Below are 20,242 nucleotides of genomic sequence, written 5' to 3'. Positions count from 1 at the left end.
AGTGTTAATCGGTAACAAAAGTAAGTGGTTAATTATTATTAACAAAACATAATGTTAAAAATATTACATATTTAACGTTAATTAAAATTTATTACTTAATAACATTCAACGATTTACCTACTTTTATAAATGCATTTATAGCTTTATCAAGATGCTCTTTTGTATGTGCTGCAGACAGCTGCACTCGTATTCTTGCTTTCTCTTTAGGAACTACCGGATAGAAAAAGCCTATTACATAGATCCCTTCTTTTAATAATTGGTTTGCCATATTTTGAGCCAATTTAGCATCATAAAGCATAACTGGAATAATTGCAGAGTCATCTCCAACAATATCGAAACCAGCTTCTTGCATTTGTTTTTTGAAATATTTTGAATTCCATTCTACTTTATCTCTTAAGCTAGTATCGTTAGATAATAAGTCAAAAACTTTTATAGAAGCACCTACAATTGCTGGCGCTAAGGAGTTAGAGAACAAGTAAGGTCGAGAACGTTGTCGCAACATCTCGATAATTTCTTTTTTACCAGTTGTATATCCGCCCATAGCCCCACCAAGCGCTTTACCTAATGTTCCTGTGATAATATCTATACGATCTAAAACACCTTTCTCTTCAAGTGTTCCACGTCCGGTTTTACCAATAAAACCAGCAGCATGACACTCATCTATCATTACCATTGCATCATATTTATCTGCTAAATCACAAATCTCATCTAGCTTAGCAACTACGCCATCCATAGAAAACACACCATCTGTAACTATAATTTTAAAACGAGCTCCTTTTTTGTTTGCATCAATTAATTGTTGCTCTAAATCTGCCATGTCATTATTTTGATATCTATAACGAGCTGCTTTACATAAACGAACACCATCTATAATAGATGCATGATTTAAAGAGTCTGAAATAATTGCATCTTCTTTTCCTAAAAGTGGTTCAAAAACACCTCCATTAGCATCAAAAGCTGCTGCATATAAAATAGTGTCTTCAGTACTATAAAATTCTGCAATTTTGGCTTCTAAATCTTTATGAATATCTTGTGTTCCGCATATAAAACGTACTGACGACATTCCAAAACCGTGCGTATCCATAGCATCTTTAGCTGCCTGAACAACTTCTGGATGAGAAGACAGTCCTAAATAGTTATTTGCACAAAAATTTAAAACAGTTTCTCCTGTGTTTAACGTTATTTCCGCACCTTGTGGCGATATAATAATACGTTCTTCTTTAAATAAACCACTGTCTTTAATTTCGGCTATTTCTTTCTGTAGGTGTTCTTTTATATTTGAATACATAGGTTTTATTTTTTGTAAAAATAAGTGTTTTGTTAGACTTCTTCAATCGTTATTGTTTCGTTTATATAAATAAGTAGCATTTTAATGACCTTGTAATTTAACTCTTCTAATGCGTCTTTATAATCGTACAACTGCTCTTTATATTTTGGATTCTTTAAACCTGATTTATAATCCAATATTGTTACATTATCATTTTCAACAACAAAACGGTCAGGTCTTAAAATTGATTTCCCTTTTATTAAAATATCTGTTTCATTATAACCTTTTACATCTTTTGAAAAATAATGTTTTAATTCTGGATGATTTACAACGTTTATTAAATTAGGTTTTAATTCTGTTACTTGCTCTAGAGTAATTTCGTTTTTAAGAACAAAATATTTTAAAGCTGAATCAATATCTTCTGGTACATTTATTTTGGACAAAATTAAATGTACAATATTCCCTTTTTCTATAGCTTCTTCTTGGGTAGAGTCCCAAAGTTGACCTGACTTAGTTACTATATTGATTTGATGATCTTCTTTTGGACTACTTGCAAAATTGAGTTCTTCTTCTGTTTTTGACTTTGCTACTTCTTTATTAACTTGATTAATATCTCCAAATACAAATTCATCTTGAGTTGTTATGTTTTCTCCAATGGATTCTAAATACAGAGCCAGCACACCTTCAAATGTATCAGATTTAGTAGGTTTTTTCTTTTTTGTTAGTATAAATAACTTTTCTACAGGTCTTGTTAAAGCTACGTAAAACACATTAAACTGATCTAATTCTTGTTTTGCTCTGTGTTCTGAATAAATACGGGCAGTTTCTCCGTTATAATTTTCAAAATCTTTAGAGTAATCTAAAAGCGATTCTGAAATATTTACTTCATTTTGAGGCATATTTACCCATTCTTGAGGTTTTATGTCCTTATACACATCCATTTCTACATAGGGATAAATTACAATTGGAAACTCTAAACCTTTAGAAGAATGAATCGTCATTATTTTTACCGCATCAGCATCTTCAGATGTTGATACTTTTAAGCTTTTTTTATTCAACTCAAACCATTCTAAATATTCTAAAATAGAACTTGATTTTTTCTGAGTGAAATCTAAAATAGATTCTAAATAAAATTGAATATAAGCATTACTCTTATCTACCAATTTAAAGTGTCTCACTATACTTTCTGCTAAATCGAAAAGTGGTAATTGTAATTCTTTTTTAATGTTGAAATGAATCCCAAATTCTACAAGAGCGCTAAAAAATGCTTCAACATCTAAATGAATAAAACTTGCAAAAAAATCGTGCTTATCTGTTATATTCCATTTTTCGGCCAAAAAATGAAGCGCTTTTAAAAGGTTTTTTCTGTCGTCTGGCTTAATGATAAAACAAAGTAATTCGTTTATAAAATTAACCTCATCTGCATTAGTCAACAATAAAGAGTCCGAAGATGTAAACCTCACTCCATTTTCGCCTAAGAAAGAAGCAATCGTTTTTGCTTGATCCTTTTTTCTAACTAAAATACAAATATCCTGAAGCTTGTAATTTAAAGACAAACTCTGTTTTATACAGTCCAAAATAGCTAGTGGATATAGTGTATTTGATTCTTCTTTATTCTTATATTCTAAAAAGGACACGGAAACGGAACCTTTTTGCTTAGAGATAATTTTCTGAGCAGCATTTTGATATAAATCAGAATATGTTTTAAAATTGACACTTTGCGAGGCTAAAAACTGAAACAGATTATTATTAAAGTTAATAATTGCTTCGTGACTTCTATAATTAGACTCCAACCTAATTACTTCTTTTGGTGTTGTAAAAGGTTCCTCTTCGTTAATTAAACCTAAAAATTGCTCTGCTCTTCCACCACGCCAACGGTAAATGGCTTGTTTAGCATCGCCAACAATCATTGCGGTTCCTTTTTCCTGGTTAAGATTCTCGCCACTTAATGTGTTTTCCATTAAAGGCTTAATGTTTTCCCATTGCAACTCAGATGTATCTTGAAATTCGTCTATAAAATAATGCTTGAATTTCTCACCTATTCGCTCATAAATATATGGTGTTGGCTGATGCTTAATTTCGTTACTTATAATGGTGTTAAATTCCGAAATCAACATTTTATTATCTTCCGATTTTATAAGATTTAATGCCAAATTAATCTCGTTTAATAACGATAATGGTGTTATATTTTTATAAATAGCTTTGTGAAATTTATATTGAAAATAATTGGTTTTAATCGTTAAAAACGATGCATATAGTTTTGGTAAAATTTGTTCTATTACATCTTTTTTATCTTGAGCAGTTGTAACTTTATAAATATTTTTTCTTTCTATTAAATTCTCTTCTAATTTAGATTTTACACTATAAGCACTTCCTTGTTTTAGTTCTAAAGCATTAACAAAATGATTAAAAACAGTTCCTCTTGTAAAATCTGTAACAGTTAACCCTTTAGATTTAAATAAACTTAAAACAGTTTTAGCTTCGTTTTCAATAGTGGTTTTATAAGCTTTTATTTTAGTGAATGTTTCTTTTTTAAAGGCAGAAAAATCTTCTAAAGTAGTTTCTTTTAAAGATTTTAAATGCTCTAAATGGTTTTCTTTAGTTAATAAATCTGCAACAGCATATAAATCCTTAGAAATGTCCCAGCTTTTATCATCGTCGGTTTTTTCTAAGGCAAATTCTATTAATGTTTTGGTTAAACTTTGATTAATTCCTGCTTTAGAAATCACCTCATCTACTGCCTTTTGAAGTAATAATTTAGTATCCAATTCTACCTGAAAATTGACTGGTAATTTTAAATCGTGTGCAAATGTTCTAATTAAATTATGGTTGAAACCATCTATAGTAGAAATATTAAAGCTAGCATAATTATGCAAAATAGTATTTAGAATTCTTTTAGACCGATTCTGGATTTGCTCTTTAGGCAGCTCTAACTCTTTACAAAGTGAGAGAAACATAACATCTTCAGAATTTAAAATAACGTTATTAGAAAACTTTTTTAAAGTATCAATAATTCGTTTTTTCATCTCTCCAACTGCCTTATTGGTAAAGGTTATTGCTAAAATGTTTTGATATGTAAAATCACTATTCGATGCTAACAAAAGACCTAAATATGCTTTTACTAAAGTAAATGTTTTTCCGCTTCCTGCAGATGCATCATATATTTTAAAGCTTGAAGGCGTTTTGGTTTCCATTTAGGGCTTAATTTTCAACTATAAAAGTACTTAAAATAGACCTTAACTCTATTTAACTTGTTAAAGAATATTAAAAAATTATTTTAATCCAATTAATAATAGTTAATTTTGTTTTTAGATTTTAAACTAAAAAATATATAATTATGGCTTTTAAATTACCAGAATTAGGATACGCATACAACGCATTAGAACCAAATATTGATGCAAAAACAATGGAAATACACCATTCTAAGCATCATAATGGATATACAACTAAATTAAATGGTGCTATTGAAGGTACAGATTTAGATGGAAAACCTATTGAAGATATTTTAGGAAACTTAGATATGAATAATAAAGCGGTTAGAAATAATGGTGGTGGTTTTTATAACCATTCATTATTTTGGACAGTAATGAATCCTGAAGGTAAAGGACGTTTATCTGGAGCTTTAAAAGATGCTATTGAATCTAAATTTAAAACTTTTGATGCTTTTAAAGATGACTTTAGTAAAGCTGCAGCTACACAATTTGGTTCTGGATGGGCTTGGTTGTGCGCACACAAAGATGGATCTGTTTCTGTTTGCTCTACACCAAATCAAGATAATCCATTAATGCCAGGTGTTGCTTGTGAAGGAACTCCAATTTTAGGATTAGATGTTTGGGAACATGCTTATTATTTAAACTACCAAAACAGAAGACCAGATTATATTGAAGCTTTCTTTAATGTAATTAACTGGAATGAAGTTGAAAGACGCTACGCTGAAGCAACTAAATAATTAGTTGTTTTTATAAAAATTAAAAAACTCAAAACATAAGTTTTGAGTTTTTTTATGTCTTAATTCAAAAGAAGAGGTTATTCTTCATCCGTTAAATCTAACTTTCTTAATGTTGGAAAAGCAATTCCAGTTGTTACTACAGTAGCTAAAGTCATACAACCTCCAAAAATTACTGCAGAAACTGTTCCCATTAATTTAGCTGTTAAACCACTTTCAAAAGCACCAAGCTCGTTAGAAGAACCTGTAAATATACTTTCTACAGAAGAAACACGACCACGCATAGCATCTGGTGTTTTTAATTGCATAATAGTTTGTCTTATTACCATAGAAACACCATCGGTTACTCCACTAAAAAATAAGGCTAATACCGAAATCCAATAGATATTTGACATTCCAAAAACTATAATACAAACACCAAATCCAAAAATAGCTGATAATAATTTATAACCTGCGTTTTTATTTAAAGGGAAATAGGCAGAAAAGATCATAGTTAAAAAAGCGCCTACTGCAGGAGCAGCTCTTAAAACACCAAAACCTTCTGGTCCTACTTTTAAAATATCTTGTGCAAAAACTGGTAGCAACGCAACTGCACCACCAAAAAGTACCGCAATCATATCTAAAGTAATGGCACCTAAAATAATTTTTTCATTTTTAACAAAACGAATACCTTCTTTTAAACTCTTAAAAATTGGTTCACCAATTTTAGGATTATGTATAGGTTTCTTTTTAATATTTAATAAAGCGATTAATGCTAAAACTGAAAATCCAACAACTAAACATAAAGACCAATGCACGCCAATTTTATAAATTGAAAACCCAGCAATTGCCGGACCTAAAACCGAAGCCATTTGCCATGTAGAACTACTCCAAGTAGCACCATTGCTATACGCTTTTTTAGGGATTACTAATGCCAATAAAGAAAAAATAGTTGGACTAATAAATGCTCTAACCAAACCGCCACAAAACACTAAAATGTAAATAACATATAAACTACTTTTATTAGCGTATTGTGGTAATGTTACTAAAAACAAACCTGTACTTATTACAAAAAAAGCCAGAATACATTTAATTAGAAGATTACGTTTTTCTTTTTGATCTACAATATGTCCTGCAAATAAAGCTAAACAAACTGCTGGAATAACTTCCATTAAACCAATTAAACCTAAAGACCACGGGTTTTTGGTTAAACTATACACTTGCCATTCTATAGCTACAAACTGCATAGACCAAGCTAAAACTAAAGCAAACCTAACAATTAAAAACGTATTAAATTCTTTAAACCGAAGCGCTTGATATGGATCGTTTTTTTGCATTTAAAAATTTACTTTCCTACAAAAATAATGGTTTTAACTTATAGAATTCTTTTAAAACTGTAGTTACTTTCATTAAACTAATTAGATTTCGACTACATTAAACTACACAATACTAAAGTATTAATTATTAATTAGTTTAAAATTCACACGTCTATTAATAGCTTTGTTTTCTTCTGTGTTATTTTCTACCACAGGTTGCTCTGCTCCAAATCCAAACCATTTTATTCTAGTTTTATCTAAGCCTTTATAAATTAAGTAATCTGATACTGCTTTTGCGCGTTGTAAGGATAATTGTTTATTTCTAGTTTCCAAACCATCATTATCTGTATGTCCGTAAATTTCTATATTAAGATTGTTATTTGTTTTTAAATGAAATGCTAATTTGTCCAATTCCTCAATAGAAGAATCTAATAAAATGGCTTTATCAAAATCGAACAGCACATTACTAAAAGTGTAGGTTTTTTCGGGTTGAAAAATATTTTCTGGTACAACTCCAATTTCAGTTATTGAAAAATCGTCTAAATAAAAATAAGTAAATGGATTTACATCTACAGTTTTTAATGGTTTTATAGTAGTATTTACATTAGTTTTAAAATTACCAATGGTAAAAAAGGATTCAAAACCCAGTGCTTCGTATTCTAGTTCTACTTTTATCCAATCGTAACTTAGTAATGTTTGTTCAAAAAATGGTATTAAAATGGTTTGAGTTTCTTCTTCGTCTTTTAAATTAATACAACCGTGAGTCATTTTTTTAGGTGTTGTAGGTTGCGTAAATATGGCAGATGCTTTTACTGTATTTCCAACTTTTTTATTCGAAAAAACAAGCTGAATATCTTTGGAAATATGTGTTGATGTTTCGGCTAAGCTTAAGTAAAACGAAATTTTATAGATATGCTTTTCTTTAAGTGTTTGTTTTAATTCATTTTGAATATATTCTCTATAATCACTATTATCTTTAATTGTATATGTATAAATTCCAGCATACATACTTCCATTTTTTGGTTTTTGTTTACCACGGTAATTTACAGTATTCATTTTTTTACTATCCGAACTAAATAAATCAGGAGTACCTAAACTTGGACTGTTCCAAAAAAGAACATTATTATGAAAATCTCCATAGGTCCAAGGTCCTTTTTTACTAGATTCAAAACTTCCATTTTTTACTAAGTTTTGAGCACTAACTAGATTAATAAATAATAAAATAATGACTAATAAATATTTCATATAAAATATAGTAAAGCTTAAAAGATTGATTTATTCTTTAATGTCTCTAAGTTTTAATTGTAAACTTATATTTCCTTTCCATTCGTTTTCATCGACTGAAAAAACACTTTTAAATGTATTTTTATTTTTAATTAATGGTAATTTGTCGCCTAAACCAAAACCTATACAAACCAACTTGTTATTGTTGTTTTGCTGTTTCACGGTAATTCTAAGATGTTTGTCATCTTCGCCAACGCATTTTCCATAACCAGTATCCTGTAAATTTTCGCTCATAAATATTGGCGACATATTTCCTGGTCCAAATGGCGAAAATTGTTTTAAGATGCGCATTAATTTATCGTTGACTTGGTCTAACTGTAAATTAGCATCGACTTTAATTTCTGGTAACAATAAATTTTTCGGAATTGTTTTTCCAACTTCGGCTTCAAAAGCATCTTTAAATACTTGATAATTTTCTTCTTTCAAGGTCAAACCTGCAGCATATTTATGTCCTCCAAACTGTTCAATATATTCACTACAAGCTTCCAGAGCATTATAAACATCGAACCCAGAAACCGATCGCGCTGATGCCGCTAAATAATCGCCACTTTTAGTAAAAACTAAAGTTGGTCTATAATAGGTTTCTATTAATCTAGAAGCGACAATGCCAATAACACCTTTATGCCAGTTTTGGTTATAAACAACAGAAGTAAAATGTTTCTGTTCTTTTTGTTCTTCAATTTGCTGTAAAGCTTCAATAGTAATTTGTTTGTCTGCCTCACGTCTATCTGTATTAAAAGTTTCTATTTCTTGCGCGTATTGCTCTGCTAATTCTACATTGGTTTGTGTTAATAAATCCACAGCATAAATGCCGTGTTTCATTCTACCTGCTGCATTAATTCTTGGAGCAATAACAAAAACTACATCTGTAATTGTTAAAGCTTCTTTTTTAATCTGATTTATTATAGCTTTAAAACCAGCTCTGGGATTCTGATTAATAACCTGCATTCCAAAATAAGCCAAAACTCTATTTTCCCCTGTAATAGGAACAATATCTGCACCTATTGCTGTGGCAACTAAATCTAAATATGGAGTTAAATCTTCTATTGTTTCTCCTTTAGTAGATGCTATAGCTTGGATTAATTTAAAACCAACACCACAACCACAAAGCTCATTATAAGGGTAATTACAGTCTTCTTGTTTTGGGTCTAAAACAGCAACTGCATTTGGAATTATATTTCCAGGTCTATGATGATCACATATAATAAAATCTACACCTTTTTCTTTAGCATACAATACTTTATCTACTGCTTTTACACCACAATCTAAAGCTATAATCAAGGAGAAATCGTTATCATGAGCAAAATCAATTCCTTTGTAAGAAACGCCATAGCCTTCTAAGTAACGATCTGGAATATAGCTTGAAATATTTTCGGAATGCGTTTTTAAATAACTTGACATTAACGCCACAGATGTGGTTCCATCTACATCGTAATCTCCAAACACTAAAATCCGTTCGTTGTTTTTTAAAGCAGTTCCTATTCTATCTACTGCTTTTTGCATATCCTTCATTAAAAAAGGATTATGTAGATGATCTAAACTTGGTCTAAAAAAATCTTTAGCAGTATCAAAATCTTCAATACCTCTTTGTATTAAAAGCGATGCAATAGTACTGTCTACATTTAAGGTATCTTTTAAATGATTAATTTTTTTTTGTTCAGGTTTAGGTCTTAGCGTCCAACGCATTATATCTAATTAAGTAAATTAAAATTATTTCTTATGAAGAAACGAATTAATACTAACTTCTGCAAACTGACGAAACATTTCTAAAACACCACAGTATTTTTCAGCAGATAAATCAACTGTTTTTTGTAGCTTCTTTTCATCTAAATTATCTCCATAAAAATGAAAATCCATAGAAACTTTATCGTAATATTTTGGATGTTCTTCTGTTAAATCCGCTTCAATTTCAATTTTAAAAGAATTTACATCTAATTTCATTTTCTTAATTAATGACGCCACATCTAAACCTGCACAACCAGCTAAACCAGAAAGCATTAAAGCCTTAGGTCTATAACCTTCGTTATTTCCTCCATTTTCTTCGCCTGCATCAATAAAAAGATTTTGTCCAGATGGATTAGTACTTTCAAATTTCATATTACCTAACCAGGTTGTTGTAATTTTATTTGTCATATTTTATAAAATATTTTGTTACTTGTGCGTATTATTTAGTTGAAACGTTAAGGAAACTTAAATAGTTTCGACTTATCATATCAAAAATACTATTTATAACTTTAAAAATATAACAAAATGCCATTAGTAACACCATTAAGCGCAGAACATGATCCAGAAACTAAAGAATTAGCGGACTTTTTTAATGAGACTTTAGGGTTTTGTCCAAATTCGGTTTTAACAATGCAACGTAGACCAGCTATTAGTAAAGCCTTTATAAACTTAAATAAAGCGGTAATGGTAAATGAAGGCAAAGTAACTTCTGCTTTAAAAAGAATGATTGCTTGGGTTAGCAGTAACGCAACAGGTTGTAGGTATTGTCAAGCTCATGCAATTAGAGCTGCAGAACGTTATGGCGCTGAACAAGAACAATTAGATAATATTTGGGAATACAGAACGCATTCTGCTTTTAATGAAGCAGAACGTGCCGCCTTAGATTTTAGCTTGGCAGCAAGCCAGGTTCCTAATGCAGTAGATACAAATATTCAAAAACGTTTACACGAACATTGGACTGAAGGTGAAATTGTAGAAATGTTAGGGGTAATTTCTTTATTTGGTTATTTAAACCGTTGGAATGACTCTATGGGGACAACTTTAGAAGATGACGCAATAGAAAGTGGTAATCAATTCTTAGGCAAACATGGTTTTGAAGTTGGAAAACACGTTTAAATTAAGTTAATAACACCATAAAGTCACAAGAATGGTTTTTAGTGACTTTATGGTATTATTTATCTCTTTTTTAAGAAAAAATTATATTTTTTGTTGTATTACTTTGATACTAGGTATTTTTTTTTAATTTTACGTTTCAATTAGTCCGAACTATGGGAAGATTAAAATACATTACTTTTATCCTACTTATTTTTATAAGTAGTACAGCAATGGCGCAAGTTACACCACCGCCGCCGCCATTACCTATTGTGTTGCCAGGAGTTCCAATTGATAATAATATTTTAATACTATTAGCTGTTGGATTGGCCTTTGGAAGTCATTTTATCTATAAAAAGATTAAAAAAAGTAATTCTTAATATACTTCCGTTAATCTTTTTACATATTTCCCAATAACATCAAATTCCAAATTTACTATTGTTCCGGTTTTAAGAGTTTTAAAAACTGTGTTTTGATAAGTATAAGGAATTATTGCTACACTAAATTTATTTTTTAAAGAGTTTACTACCGTTAAACTTGTTCCGTTTACTGTAATAGATCCTTTTTCTATAGTTAAGTTCTTTAAATCTTCATTATATTTAAATGTGTAAATCCAACTACCATTCTGCTTTAATATTTCTTCACAAATAGCTGTTTGATCCACGTGACCTTGAACAATATGTCCATCTAATCTTGCGCCTAATTTCATAGCGCGTTCTAAATTAACAATATCACCTACTTTTAAACTACTAATGTTTGTTTTTTGTAAAGTCTCATTAATTGCTGTAACGGTATAAACATCTTCATTAATAGCCACAACTGTCAAACAAACTCCATTATGAGAAACACTTTGGTCAATTTTTAATTGGCTGGTAATGTTAGATTTTACATCAATATGCAAGTTAGATTCTTCAACATTTAAAGCTGTTACTTCCCCAAGAGTTTCAATTATACCTGTAAACATCTATTTTGCTATTTTAATTCGTTAAATTTGCTTTGGTAAATTTACAAACATTAGTTAGAAGAGGAATGAATAACATAAAAAAAGTTGTTTTAGGATTATCTGTTGGGGATTTAAATGGGATCGGGTTAGAAATTATTTTACGTATTTTTCAAGACGCAAGAATGTTTGATTTTTGTACTCCTGTGATTTTTGGCTCTCAAAAATCAGTAAATTATGTAAAAAACCATTTAAACTTAAATACCCATTTTAATTTTACAAAAGATTTAGAGAAATTAGCACCAAACAAGGTTAATGTATTCGAAACCTACTCCAACGATTTTACTATCAGTTTTGGAGAAGAAAACCCTAAAATTGGTAAAATAGCGATTGAATCATTCACAAAAGCCACTAAAGCCTTGAAGGATGACTTAATAGATGTTTTAGTTACAGCTCCAATAAACAAACATAATATTCAATCTGAAGAATTTAATTTTCCAGGTCATACAGATTATTTAAACCAAGAGCTAGAAGGAGATAGTTTAATGCTTTTAACGGCAGGAAATTTAAGAGTAGGGCTTTTAACTGATCACGTAGCAATTAAAAATGTAGCAACAAAAATCACTCCTGATTTAATTATTTCAAAAATAGATACCATTCATAAAACTTTAGTTCAAGATTTTGGAATTTCAAAACCTAAAATTGCTGTATTAGGATTAAACCCTCATACAGGTGACAACGGTGTGATTGGAGAAGAAGATGATGTAATTCTTAGGCCAACCTTAATTAAAATTAAAGATAGTGGGAAATTAGTTTATGGGCCTTATTCTGCAGACAGTTTTTTTGGTTCAGACACATATAAAACTTTCGATGCAATAATTGCAACTTACCATGATCAAGGTTTAATTCCATTTAAAACACTTTCATTTGGTGAAGGCGTTAATTTTACAGCAGGTTTAAGTAAAATAAGAACATCTCCAGACCATGGAACAGCATATGAAATAGCTGGAAAAGGTATAGCAAACATAAATTCGTTTAATGAAGCCATTTTTGAAGGTATTAAGTTATTTAAAAACAGAAAATTATATTCAGAGCTTAGTCAAAACCCTTTAAAAAGTAACAAGAGAAAGATATAAACAAAAAATTGTTTATAAATCTTTTTATTAAAAGATAATAAGTATATATTTGCAGGCTCAAAATAGATGTGATAATGAAGCATTTAAAAGAATTTACTATTCCATTTGTGGGATTAAAAGCTGGAAAGCATCTTTTTGATTTTGAAATAGACAATACGTTCTTACATTTTTTTGAATATGATGATTTTAATAACGCTAGAGTAAAAGTAGATTTACTTTTAGAAAAGAAATCCACTTTTTTAGAATTAAATTTTAAAGCTCAAGGTCTTGTAAATTTGAATTGTGACGTTACAAACGAACCATTTAATCAAGAAATTGAAAACGAATTTGATTTAGTGGTTAACTTTGGTGAAGAATTTAATGACGAAAATATCGATATTTTAATTCTACCACATGGAGAATACGAAATTGATATAAAACAATATGTTTACGAATTAATTGTTTTAGCATTACCAACAAAGCGAGTACACCCAGGAATAGAAGATGGAAGTTTAAAATCAGAAATATTAATTAAATTAGAAGAACTTAGCCCTAAATTAAAAGACATTAAGGAAGAAGAAGAAAGTACAGACCCAAGATGGGACTCTTTAAAAAAACTATTAACGGATAAATAAAAATATAAAATGGCACATCCTAAAAGAAAAATCTCAAGAACAAGAAGAGATAAAAGAAGAACACATTACAAAGCAACAGCGCCACAAGTTGCAACTTGCCCAACAACAGGAGAAGCTCACCTTTATCACAGAGCTCACTGGTTCGAAGGTAAATTATACCACAGAGGTCAAGTTTTAATTGACAACTCTGTTACAGAAGAAAACGTAGCATAACTATTATGCGCGCATACAAAAACGCTCCATTGTGAGCGTTTTTTTTGTTATTAATTTTTATGTACGTTAAAAACACCTTATTTTGCATTGTTTTACAATCTAAAACAAATTACAATCTTTATAAGATTAAACAACCTTAATTATGAGTAAAATTAGCGCAGCAATTACTGCTGTTGGCGGTTATGTTCCAGATTTTATACTTTCTAATAAAGTGTTAGAAGGTATGGTTGATACTAATGATGAATGGATTACATCCAGAACTGGTATTAAAGAACGACGTATTCTTAAAAACGAAAACGAAGGAACTTCTTATATGGCTATTAAAGCTGCAGAAGATTTAATAGCGAAAAAAAATATTAATCCAAAAGAGATAGAATTAGTAATTGTAGCTACAACCACTCCTGATATTCCAGTAGCTTCAACAGCTGCATATACAGCAACCAAAATAGGTGCAGTAAATGCTTTTTCTTATGATTTACAAGCTGCTTGCTCAAGTTTTTTATATGCGTTATCAACCGCAGCAAGTTTTATAGAATCGAAGCGTTATAAAAAAATTCTAGTTATCGGTGCAGATAAAATGTCTTCTATTATAGACTATACAGATAGAGCTACTTGTATTATTTTTGGCGATGGAGCAGGAGCTGTATTATTGGAACCCAATCAAGAAGGTTTAGGATTACAAGATGAATACTTAAGAAGTGATGGAGTTGGAAGAGAATTCTTAAAGATTGATGCTGGAGGATCAATATTACCAGCTTCTCATAAAACTATAGATGAAGGAAAACATTTCGTTCATCAAGAGGGCAAAACAGTATTTAAATATGCCGTGTCAAAAATGTCAGATGCTTGCTCTAAAATATTAGAAAGAAACAACCTTACCGGTGAAGATGTTGACTGGCTAGTTCCTCACCAAGCAAATCTAAGGATTATAGATGCTGCATCCAACAGAATGAAATTACCTGAAGAAAAAGTGTTAAAAAACATACATAGATATGGAAATACAACTTCAGCTACCTTACCTTTGCTATTATTTGATTTTGAAAAAAACCTTAAAAAAGGAGACAACTTAATATTTGCTGCTTTTGGAGGCGGTTTCACATGGGGCTCAATTTATTTAAAGTGGGCTTATAATTCTAACTAACAAAAAACTAACAAATAAATATTATGGATTTAAAAGACATTCAAAACTTAATTAAATTCGTTGCAAAATCTGGTGCAAGTGAAGTTAAACTTGAAACAGACGATGTTAAAATAACCATTAAAACTGGTTCAGAAACTGAAACTACTTTTGTGCAGCAAATGCCAATGAGTATGCCACAAATGGCAATGCCGCAAACAGGAGTTCCTGCAGCAATGCCTGCAGCTGCACCACCAGCAACTGATGGTGTAAAAACTGAAGAAAATGAAGATTCAAAATTTATTACAGTAAAATCTCCAATTATTGGAACTTTTTATAGAAAACCATCTCCAGATAAGCCATTATTTGTTGAAGTTGGTCAAACTATAGCAGAAGGAGATGTTCTTTGTATTATTGAAGCTATGAAATTATTTAACGAAATTGAATCTGAAGTTTCAGGTAAAGTTGTTAAAATATTAGTAGATGATTCTTCTCCAGTAGAATTTGACCAACCATTATTTTTAGTAGACCCATCTTAGGTTAAAGTTTAATCTTTTTTGAAATTTATAATCTCTTAAATTTGATGTGAATTTCACTTTAAACTTTTAAAACCTTAAACTTAGAGCTATGTTTAAAAAAATATTAATTGCAAATAGAGGTGAAATTGCTTTACGTGTAATTCGTACATGTAAAGAAATGGGAATCAAAACTGTCGCGGTTTATTCAACAGCGGACGCAGAAAGCTTACATGTGAAATTTGCTGATGAAGCAGTTTGCATTGGACCAGCGCCAAGTAATGAATCTTACCTAAAAATACCTAATATTATTGCAGCAGCAGAAATTACTAATGCGGATGCGATTCACCCAGGCTATGGCTTTTTATCAGAAAATGCAAAGTTTTCTAAAATTTGTACTGAACACGATATAAAATTTATTGGTGCTTCAGCAGAGATGATAGACCGCATGGGAGATAAAGCAAATGCCAAGTCTACAATGATTTCTGCCGGAGTACCTTGTGTACCAGGAAGTGAAGGAGTTATTGAAACTTTTGAAGATTGTAAAAAAGTTGCTTTAGAAACCGGTTATCCAGTTATGCTAAAAGCTTCTGCTGGTGGTGGTGGAAAAGGAATGCGTGCGGTTTGGAAAGAAGAAGATTTACAAAACGCTTGGGAATCTGCTCGTGCAGAATCTAAAGCTGCTTTTGGAAATGATGATATGTATATGGAAAAGCTAATTGAGGAGCCACGACATATAGAAATACAAATTGTCGGAGATTCATCTGGAAAAGCATGTCATTTATCTGAACGAGATTGTTCAGTACAACGTCGTCATCAAAAATTAACAGAAGAGGTGCCTTCACCATTTATGACTGATGATTTACGTAAAAGAATGGGGGAAGCTGCAGTCAAAGCATCAGAATTTATTAAATATGAAGGTGCTGGTACAGTGGAATTTCTAGTAGATAAGCATAGAAATTTCTACTTTATGGAAATGAATACACGTATTCAGGTAGAACATCCAATTACAGAACAAGTTATAGACTTTGACTTAATCCGTGAACAGATTTTAGTTGCCGCAGGTGTTAAAATTACAGGTAAAAACTATTTACCACAATTACACTCTATAGAGTGTAGAATAAATGCTGAAGATCCTTTTAACGATTTTAGACCTTCACCAGGGAAAATCACAACATTACACGCACCAGGCGGACATGGTGTTCGTTTAGATACACATGTTTATGCAGGTTATTCTATTCCTCCTAATTACGATTCTATGATTGCTAAGTTAATCACTACAGCACAATCTAGAGAAGAGGCTATTAGTAAAATGAAACGTGCTTTAGATGAGTTCGTTATCGAAGGAATTAAAACTACTATTCCTTTCCATAGACAATTAATGGAACATCCTGATTATATTTCTGGAAATTACACTACTAAATTTATGGAAGATTTTGTAATTCAAAAAGAAGATTAATCATTTAAAAAAAGCCCAATAAAAAACTAATTTTTTATTGGGCTTTTTTTTTAATTAATTCATTATAAATAACGCTTCTAGATTGTTCTCGAAGAGTAATAATATCTTCTTTAGACTCTAAACTTACTGTAGAGATAAACCTATGCATTTTTACTTTCATTCTTCCTGGTGAACCACTAAAAAAAGTATAAGAAAAACGTTTTTTGTTGTCATAAAATGTTAAAGGCACAATTGGTATTTGATGATTTATTGCTAACCTAAATGCACCATCTTTAAATTCAGCTAAATCTATATGTTCTTCAGGAACTAAACCTTCTGGGAAAATACAAATACTTAAGCCTTGTTTTAAACGTTCTTGTGCTCTAGAAAAAACAGCTTGTCGGCTTTTAGAATTATTCCGATCTACTAAAATACACGTTCTTTTATAGAAAAAACCAAAAAGCGGAATTTTAGCCAACTCAGCTTTACCAACAAATACAAAAGGGTTTTTAACAGCTATTAGCATTAGCATAATATCCGTCATAGAAGTATGGTTTGCAATAAACATATAACTCTTAGAAATATCTGTAGTTTCCTCTTTAGTTATTTTAGTTTTAAAGCCCATAAAAACCAGGATAAATCGCGCCCAAATTTGTGCTAATTTAAAAAAGAATGGATACCAAGCTTCTTTAAGTATAGAGATAAATAGCAAAGGAAACATTACTAAAATTGGAATTGCCATAACCACATAAAACCAAATACGATAAAGAAGCCAAAACGGATATTTAAGTACTTTCATAAGTTTCAAATCTAATTAATTTTATCGACAATTAATTTTAATCTTTTTATTGTTTTCATTTACCTTTGCTAGGTATAAATAAATATTATGTCAAGAATACTTACCGGAATACAAAGTACAGGAACACCACATTTAGGAAACATTTTAGGTGCATTAATTCCAGCCATAGATATGGCAAATAATCCAGCAAACGAATCGTTCTTGTTTATTGCAGATATGCATTCTTTAACTCAGATAAAAGATGCGGAAACGTTAAGACAAAACACGTATTCTACGGCTGCAGTTTGGCTTGCTTTTGGTTTAGATATTGATAAAACTGTTTTTTATAGGCAAAGTGATATTCCCCAAGTAACAGAATTAACTTGGTATTTAAGCTGTTTCTTCCCATACCAGCGTTTAACATTAGCACATAGTTTTAAAGATAAAGCAGATAGGTTAGAAGATGTAAATTGTGGTTTATTTTCTTATCCAATGCTTATGGCGGCAGATATTTTAGCTTACGATGCTGAAATTATTCCTGTAGGTAAAGATCAATTACAGCATATAGAGATGACACGTGATGTGGCTTCTCGTTTTCACGCAAAATTAGGCGATACTTTTGTGTTGCCAGATGCTAAAATACAAGAAGAAACAAAATTAATTCCTGGAACCGATGGTTCTAAAATGAGTAAGAGTAAAAATAATTTTATTGACATATTTTTACCGGAGAAAAAATTACGTAAACAAATAATGGGTATTGCTACAGATAGCACACCATTAGAAGATCCGAAAGAATGGAAAACATGTAACTGTTTTGCTTTATATAGTTTATTAGCTTCTGAAGCAGAAGTTACAGGTATGAAAGCCAATTACGAAAATGGAAATTACGGGTACGGACATGCAAAACAAGCTTTATATGAGCTAATTTTAACTAAGTTTGAAACTCAACGCGAACGCTATAATCATTATATGGATAATCTTAATGAAATTGACGATGCTTTAAGTATTGGAGCTAACAAAGCAAGTTTAGTGTGTAATGGTGTAATTAAACGTGTTAGAAAGAAATTAGGTTATTAAATCACCTCAAACAATTTACCGGGTAAAGGTCTAACCACACCTTTTAGTTCCATAGTAATTAAAATGCCAGCTAATTTATAGGTTAGCATTTTGCATTCTATAGCAATTACATCTAATAATTCTTTGTTCTTCGTTTTTAAAAAGTTGTAAACGACTTGCTCTTCTTTAGTTAATTCTACAAAAAGTTGTTTTTGTATTACGGGCTTTTGTAGCTCCTCTAACTGCCAATTCAAAATATAAGGCACATCTAATGGTGTAGATAATAAATGCGCTTTATTCTGTTTTATTAAATTATTACAACCTACACTTTGGGAATCTGTAACGCGTCCAGGAACTGCAAATACATCTATATTATAAGAATTAGCAATATCTGCAGTTACAAGGCTTCCGCCTTTTTCTGCAGATTCTATAACAATAGTTGTTTCGCTTATACCTGCAATAATTCGATTTCGTTTTAAAAAATTATTTCTATCAAAAGTAGCACTACTCCAAAAATCGGTTAAGAATCCACCATTTTTCTCAACATCTACCATATACTTTTTATGTACTTTAGGATAGATTTGATTTAAACCATGCGCTAAGCAACCTACAGTCTGTAGGTTATGTTTTATAGCAGACTTATGTGCTGTAATATCCGTTCCATAAGCAAAACCAGAAATAATTACAGGATTGTAAATCGCTAATTCTTCAACTAAACGCTCACAAAAAGCTATTCCTGCTGTGGTAATTTTTCTTGCGCCAACAATACTGATAATGCGTTGTTGTTTTAGGTTTACATTTCCTCTTTGAAATAACACTAATGGTGCATCAATACAATGCTTTAACTTATCTGGATAAGCTTCATCTGTAAAATAAAAAGCTGCAATACTATTTTCTTCAATAAAACGCAGTTCTTTTTCAGCAGCTTCTATATGGTTTGATTTATGCAAATCACTTATAGTGACAGAACCTATACCATCAATTTTTAAAAGATTTGAAGTCTTTTCTTTAAACACAGCTTCAGCAGAACCACAATGTGAAATGAGTTTTTTAGAGGTAATATCTCCTATTTTAGATACGTGTTGTAAGGCTAAAGCATGTAAAAGCTCATTTTTTTTCATAGATAGGTGATTGATTTTGAAGCGCAAAGCAAAAAATAAGGCCTTGTGTTGATAACTAATATACAAGAAATTTTAATCTTTTTTAAAAAAGTCTAACTTTGTATAGATGCAATTACAGAACTACATAGCTGATTTATTATATAGATACGACTGCGTAATAGTACCAGAATTTGGTGCTTTTATAACACAACGAGTTTCAGCGGAAATTAATACAACCAACAACACATTCTTTGCGCCTAAAAAGGCGTTATTATTCAACGAGCAAATAAAAAACAATGATGGTTTATTAGCTCGATATATTGCTGATGTAGAGCAAATTCCATTTGAGGCTGCTAACCAAAAAATTAGCAAGCAAGTACAACGGTTTAAATCTGCTTTAATTGAAGGTGATGTACTTTACTTTGAGAATATAGGAGAGTTAACTCTTAATACTTTATCTAAAATAGATTTTACACCTAATTATAGTATAAATTACTTAACAGAATCTTTTGGATTGTCTCAATTTACATCAACAAACGTAAATAGAGTTGTTGTTTCTAATAAAGAAACAACTATTGTTGAAAGTCCTGTTATACCAATACTTAAAAAAACTAATGGTTACAAAACTTATTTAAAATATGCAGCAATTGGTTTAGTTGCATTAACAATATCTGGTTTAACTTTTTCTAAATATCAATTAGATCAAGTTGAAAATCATAATATTTT

At 30.6% G+C, this 20,242-nt stretch carries 19 protein-coding genes and 1 pseudogene; 11 read left to right on the top strand and 9 right to left on the bottom strand.

The features are described 5' to 3' along the window. Positions 1–91: 91 nt before the first annotated feature. Both kbl and ACFDSN_RS03020 read right to left on the bottom strand, forming a co-directional pair. The gene (gene kbl, locus ACFDSN_RS03025; protein ID WP_375238349.1) at positions 92–1,288 is read right to left on the bottom strand and encodes a glycine C-acetyltransferase; all 1,197 of its coding nucleotides are present in this window, start codon (positions 1,286–1,288) and stop codon (positions 92–94) included. Between the two features lie 32 nt (positions 1,289–1,320). Beyond that, positions 1,321–4,461, bottom strand: coding sequence for a UvrD-helicase domain-containing protein (locus ACFDSN_RS03020; RefSeq protein ID WP_375238348.1), 3,141 nt, complete (start codon positions 4,459–4,461; stop codon positions 1,321–1,323). 143 nt (positions 4,462–4,604) lie between these two features. On the opposite strand from ACFDSN_RS03020, the gene ACFDSN_RS03015 reads away from it, so the two are divergent. Then, positions 4,605–5,216: a superoxide dismutase gene (locus ACFDSN_RS03015; RefSeq protein WP_375238347.1), complete on the top strand. Its 612-nt coding sequence runs from the start codon at positions 4,605–4,607 to the stop codon at positions 5,214–5,216. Positions 5,217–5,293: 77 nt separating this feature from the next. Here ACFDSN_RS03015 and ACFDSN_RS03010 read toward each other — a convergent pair whose 3' ends face one another. From ACFDSN_RS03010 to ACFDSN_RS02995, 4 genes are all read right to left on the bottom strand, one after another. Beyond that, a complete protein-coding gene (locus tag ACFDSN_RS03010; protein ID WP_375238346.1) occupies positions 5,294–6,529 on the bottom strand; it encodes an MFS transporter in 1,236 nt (411 codons plus the stop codon). Between the two features lie 120 nt (positions 6,530–6,649). Further along, the gene (locus ACFDSN_RS03005) at positions 6,650–7,753 is read right to left on the bottom strand and encodes an OmpA family protein (protein WP_375238345.1); all 1,104 of its coding nucleotides are present in this window, start codon (positions 7,751–7,753) and stop codon (positions 6,650–6,652) included. 30 nt (positions 7,754–7,783) lie between these two features. Next, positions 7,784–9,478: a single-stranded-DNA-specific exonuclease RecJ gene (gene recJ / locus ACFDSN_RS03000; protein ID WP_375238344.1), complete on the bottom strand. Its 1,695-nt coding sequence runs from the start codon at positions 9,476–9,478 to the stop codon at positions 7,784–7,786. A 24-nt stretch (positions 9,479–9,502) separates the two neighbouring features. Next, the gene (locus tag ACFDSN_RS02995; RefSeq protein ID WP_375238343.1) at positions 9,503–9,925 is read right to left on the bottom strand and encodes an OsmC family protein; all 423 of its coding nucleotides are present in this window, start codon (positions 9,923–9,925) and stop codon (positions 9,503–9,505) included. A 117-nt stretch (positions 9,926–10,042) separates the two neighbouring features. On the opposite strand from ACFDSN_RS02995, the gene ACFDSN_RS02990 reads away from it, so the two are divergent. After that, positions 10,043–10,633: a carboxymuconolactone decarboxylase family protein gene (locus ACFDSN_RS02990; RefSeq protein ID WP_375238342.1), complete on the top strand. Its 591-nt coding sequence runs from the start codon at positions 10,043–10,045 to the stop codon at positions 10,631–10,633. A gap of 152 nt (positions 10,634–10,785) precedes the next feature. Beyond that, entirely contained in the window at positions 10,786–10,989 is a 204-nt protein-coding gene (locus tag ACFDSN_RS02985) for a hypothetical protein (RefSeq protein WP_375238341.1), read from the top strand. Here ACFDSN_RS02985 and ACFDSN_RS02980 read toward each other — a convergent pair. Then, positions 10,986–11,573: a riboflavin synthase gene (locus ACFDSN_RS02980; protein WP_375238340.1), complete on the bottom strand. Its 588-nt coding sequence runs from the start codon at positions 11,571–11,573 to the stop codon at positions 10,986–10,988. The two genes, ACFDSN_RS02985 and ACFDSN_RS02980, sit on opposite strands and share 4 nt — an antisense overlap. Positions 11,574–11,638: 65 nt before the next feature. On the opposite strand from ACFDSN_RS02980, the gene pdxA reads away from it, so the two are divergent. The 6 genes from pdxA (at position 11,639) to accC (ending at position 16,603) form a co-directional block, all read left to right on the top strand. Next, positions 11,639–12,685: a 4-hydroxythreonine-4-phosphate dehydrogenase PdxA gene (pdxA, locus tag ACFDSN_RS02975; protein WP_375238339.1), complete on the top strand. Its 1,047-nt coding sequence runs from the start codon at positions 11,639–11,641 to the stop codon at positions 12,683–12,685. Positions 12,686–12,759: 74 nt separating this feature from the next. Further along, entirely contained in the window at positions 12,760–13,299 is a 540-nt protein-coding gene (locus ACFDSN_RS02970; protein ID WP_375238338.1) for a DUF177 domain-containing protein, read from the top strand. A gap of 9 nt (positions 13,300–13,308) precedes the next feature. After that, positions 13,309–13,512, top strand: coding sequence for a 50S ribosomal protein L32 (gene rpmF, locus ACFDSN_RS02965; protein ID WP_375238337.1), 204 nt, complete (start codon positions 13,309–13,311; stop codon positions 13,510–13,512). 142 nt (positions 13,513–13,654) lie between these two features. Continuing rightward, complete coding sequence (locus ACFDSN_RS02960; RefSeq protein WP_375238336.1) at positions 13,655–14,653, top strand: beta-ketoacyl-ACP synthase III; 999 nt, start codon at positions 13,655–13,657, stop codon at positions 14,651–14,653. A 23-nt stretch (positions 14,654–14,676) separates the two neighbouring features. Continuing rightward, entirely contained in the window at positions 14,677–15,168 is a 492-nt protein-coding gene (accB, locus tag ACFDSN_RS02955; protein WP_375238335.1) for an acetyl-CoA carboxylase biotin carboxyl carrier protein, read from the top strand. Between the two features lie 88 nt (positions 15,169–15,256). Continuing rightward, complete coding sequence (gene accC / locus ACFDSN_RS02950) at positions 15,257–16,603, top strand: acetyl-CoA carboxylase biotin carboxylase subunit (protein WP_375238334.1); 1,347 nt, start codon at positions 15,257–15,259, stop codon at positions 16,601–16,603. 34 nt (positions 16,604–16,637) lie between these two features. Here accC and ACFDSN_RS02945 read toward each other — a convergent pair whose 3' ends face one another. After that, a complete protein-coding gene (locus ACFDSN_RS02945) occupies positions 16,638–17,381 on the bottom strand; it encodes a lysophospholipid acyltransferase family protein (protein ID WP_375238333.1) in 744 nt (247 codons plus the stop codon). An 87-nt stretch (positions 17,382–17,468) separates the two neighbouring features. Here ACFDSN_RS02945 and trpS point away from each other — a divergent pair, with 87 nt between their 5' ends. Continuing rightward, positions 17,469–18,437, top strand: a complete 969-nt coding sequence (gene trpS, locus ACFDSN_RS02940) for a tryptophan--tRNA ligase (protein WP_375238332.1) — start codon at positions 17,469–17,471, stop codon at positions 18,435–18,437. Here the strand turns inward: trpS and dprA are convergent. After that, positions 18,434–19,537 (bottom strand): DNA-processing protein DprA, encoded by a 1,104-nt coding sequence (gene dprA, locus ACFDSN_RS02935; protein WP_375238331.1) that lies wholly within the window; start codon positions 19,535–19,537, stop codon positions 18,434–18,436. The genes trpS and dprA overlap by 4 nt on opposite strands. Before the next feature lie 106 nt (positions 19,538–19,643). Between dprA and ACFDSN_RS02930 the strand changes: the two are divergent. Then, a pseudogene (locus ACFDSN_RS02930) lies at positions 19,644–20,242 on the top strand (SPOR domain-containing protein); the annotation flags it as partial.

This window comes from Aurantibacter sp., from assembly GCF_042094015.1.
Taxonomy (GTDB): Bacteria; Bacteroidota; Bacteroidia; order Flavobacteriales; family Flavobacteriaceae; genus Aurantibacter.
This window is presented reverse-complemented; position numbering and strand designations above follow the sequence as displayed.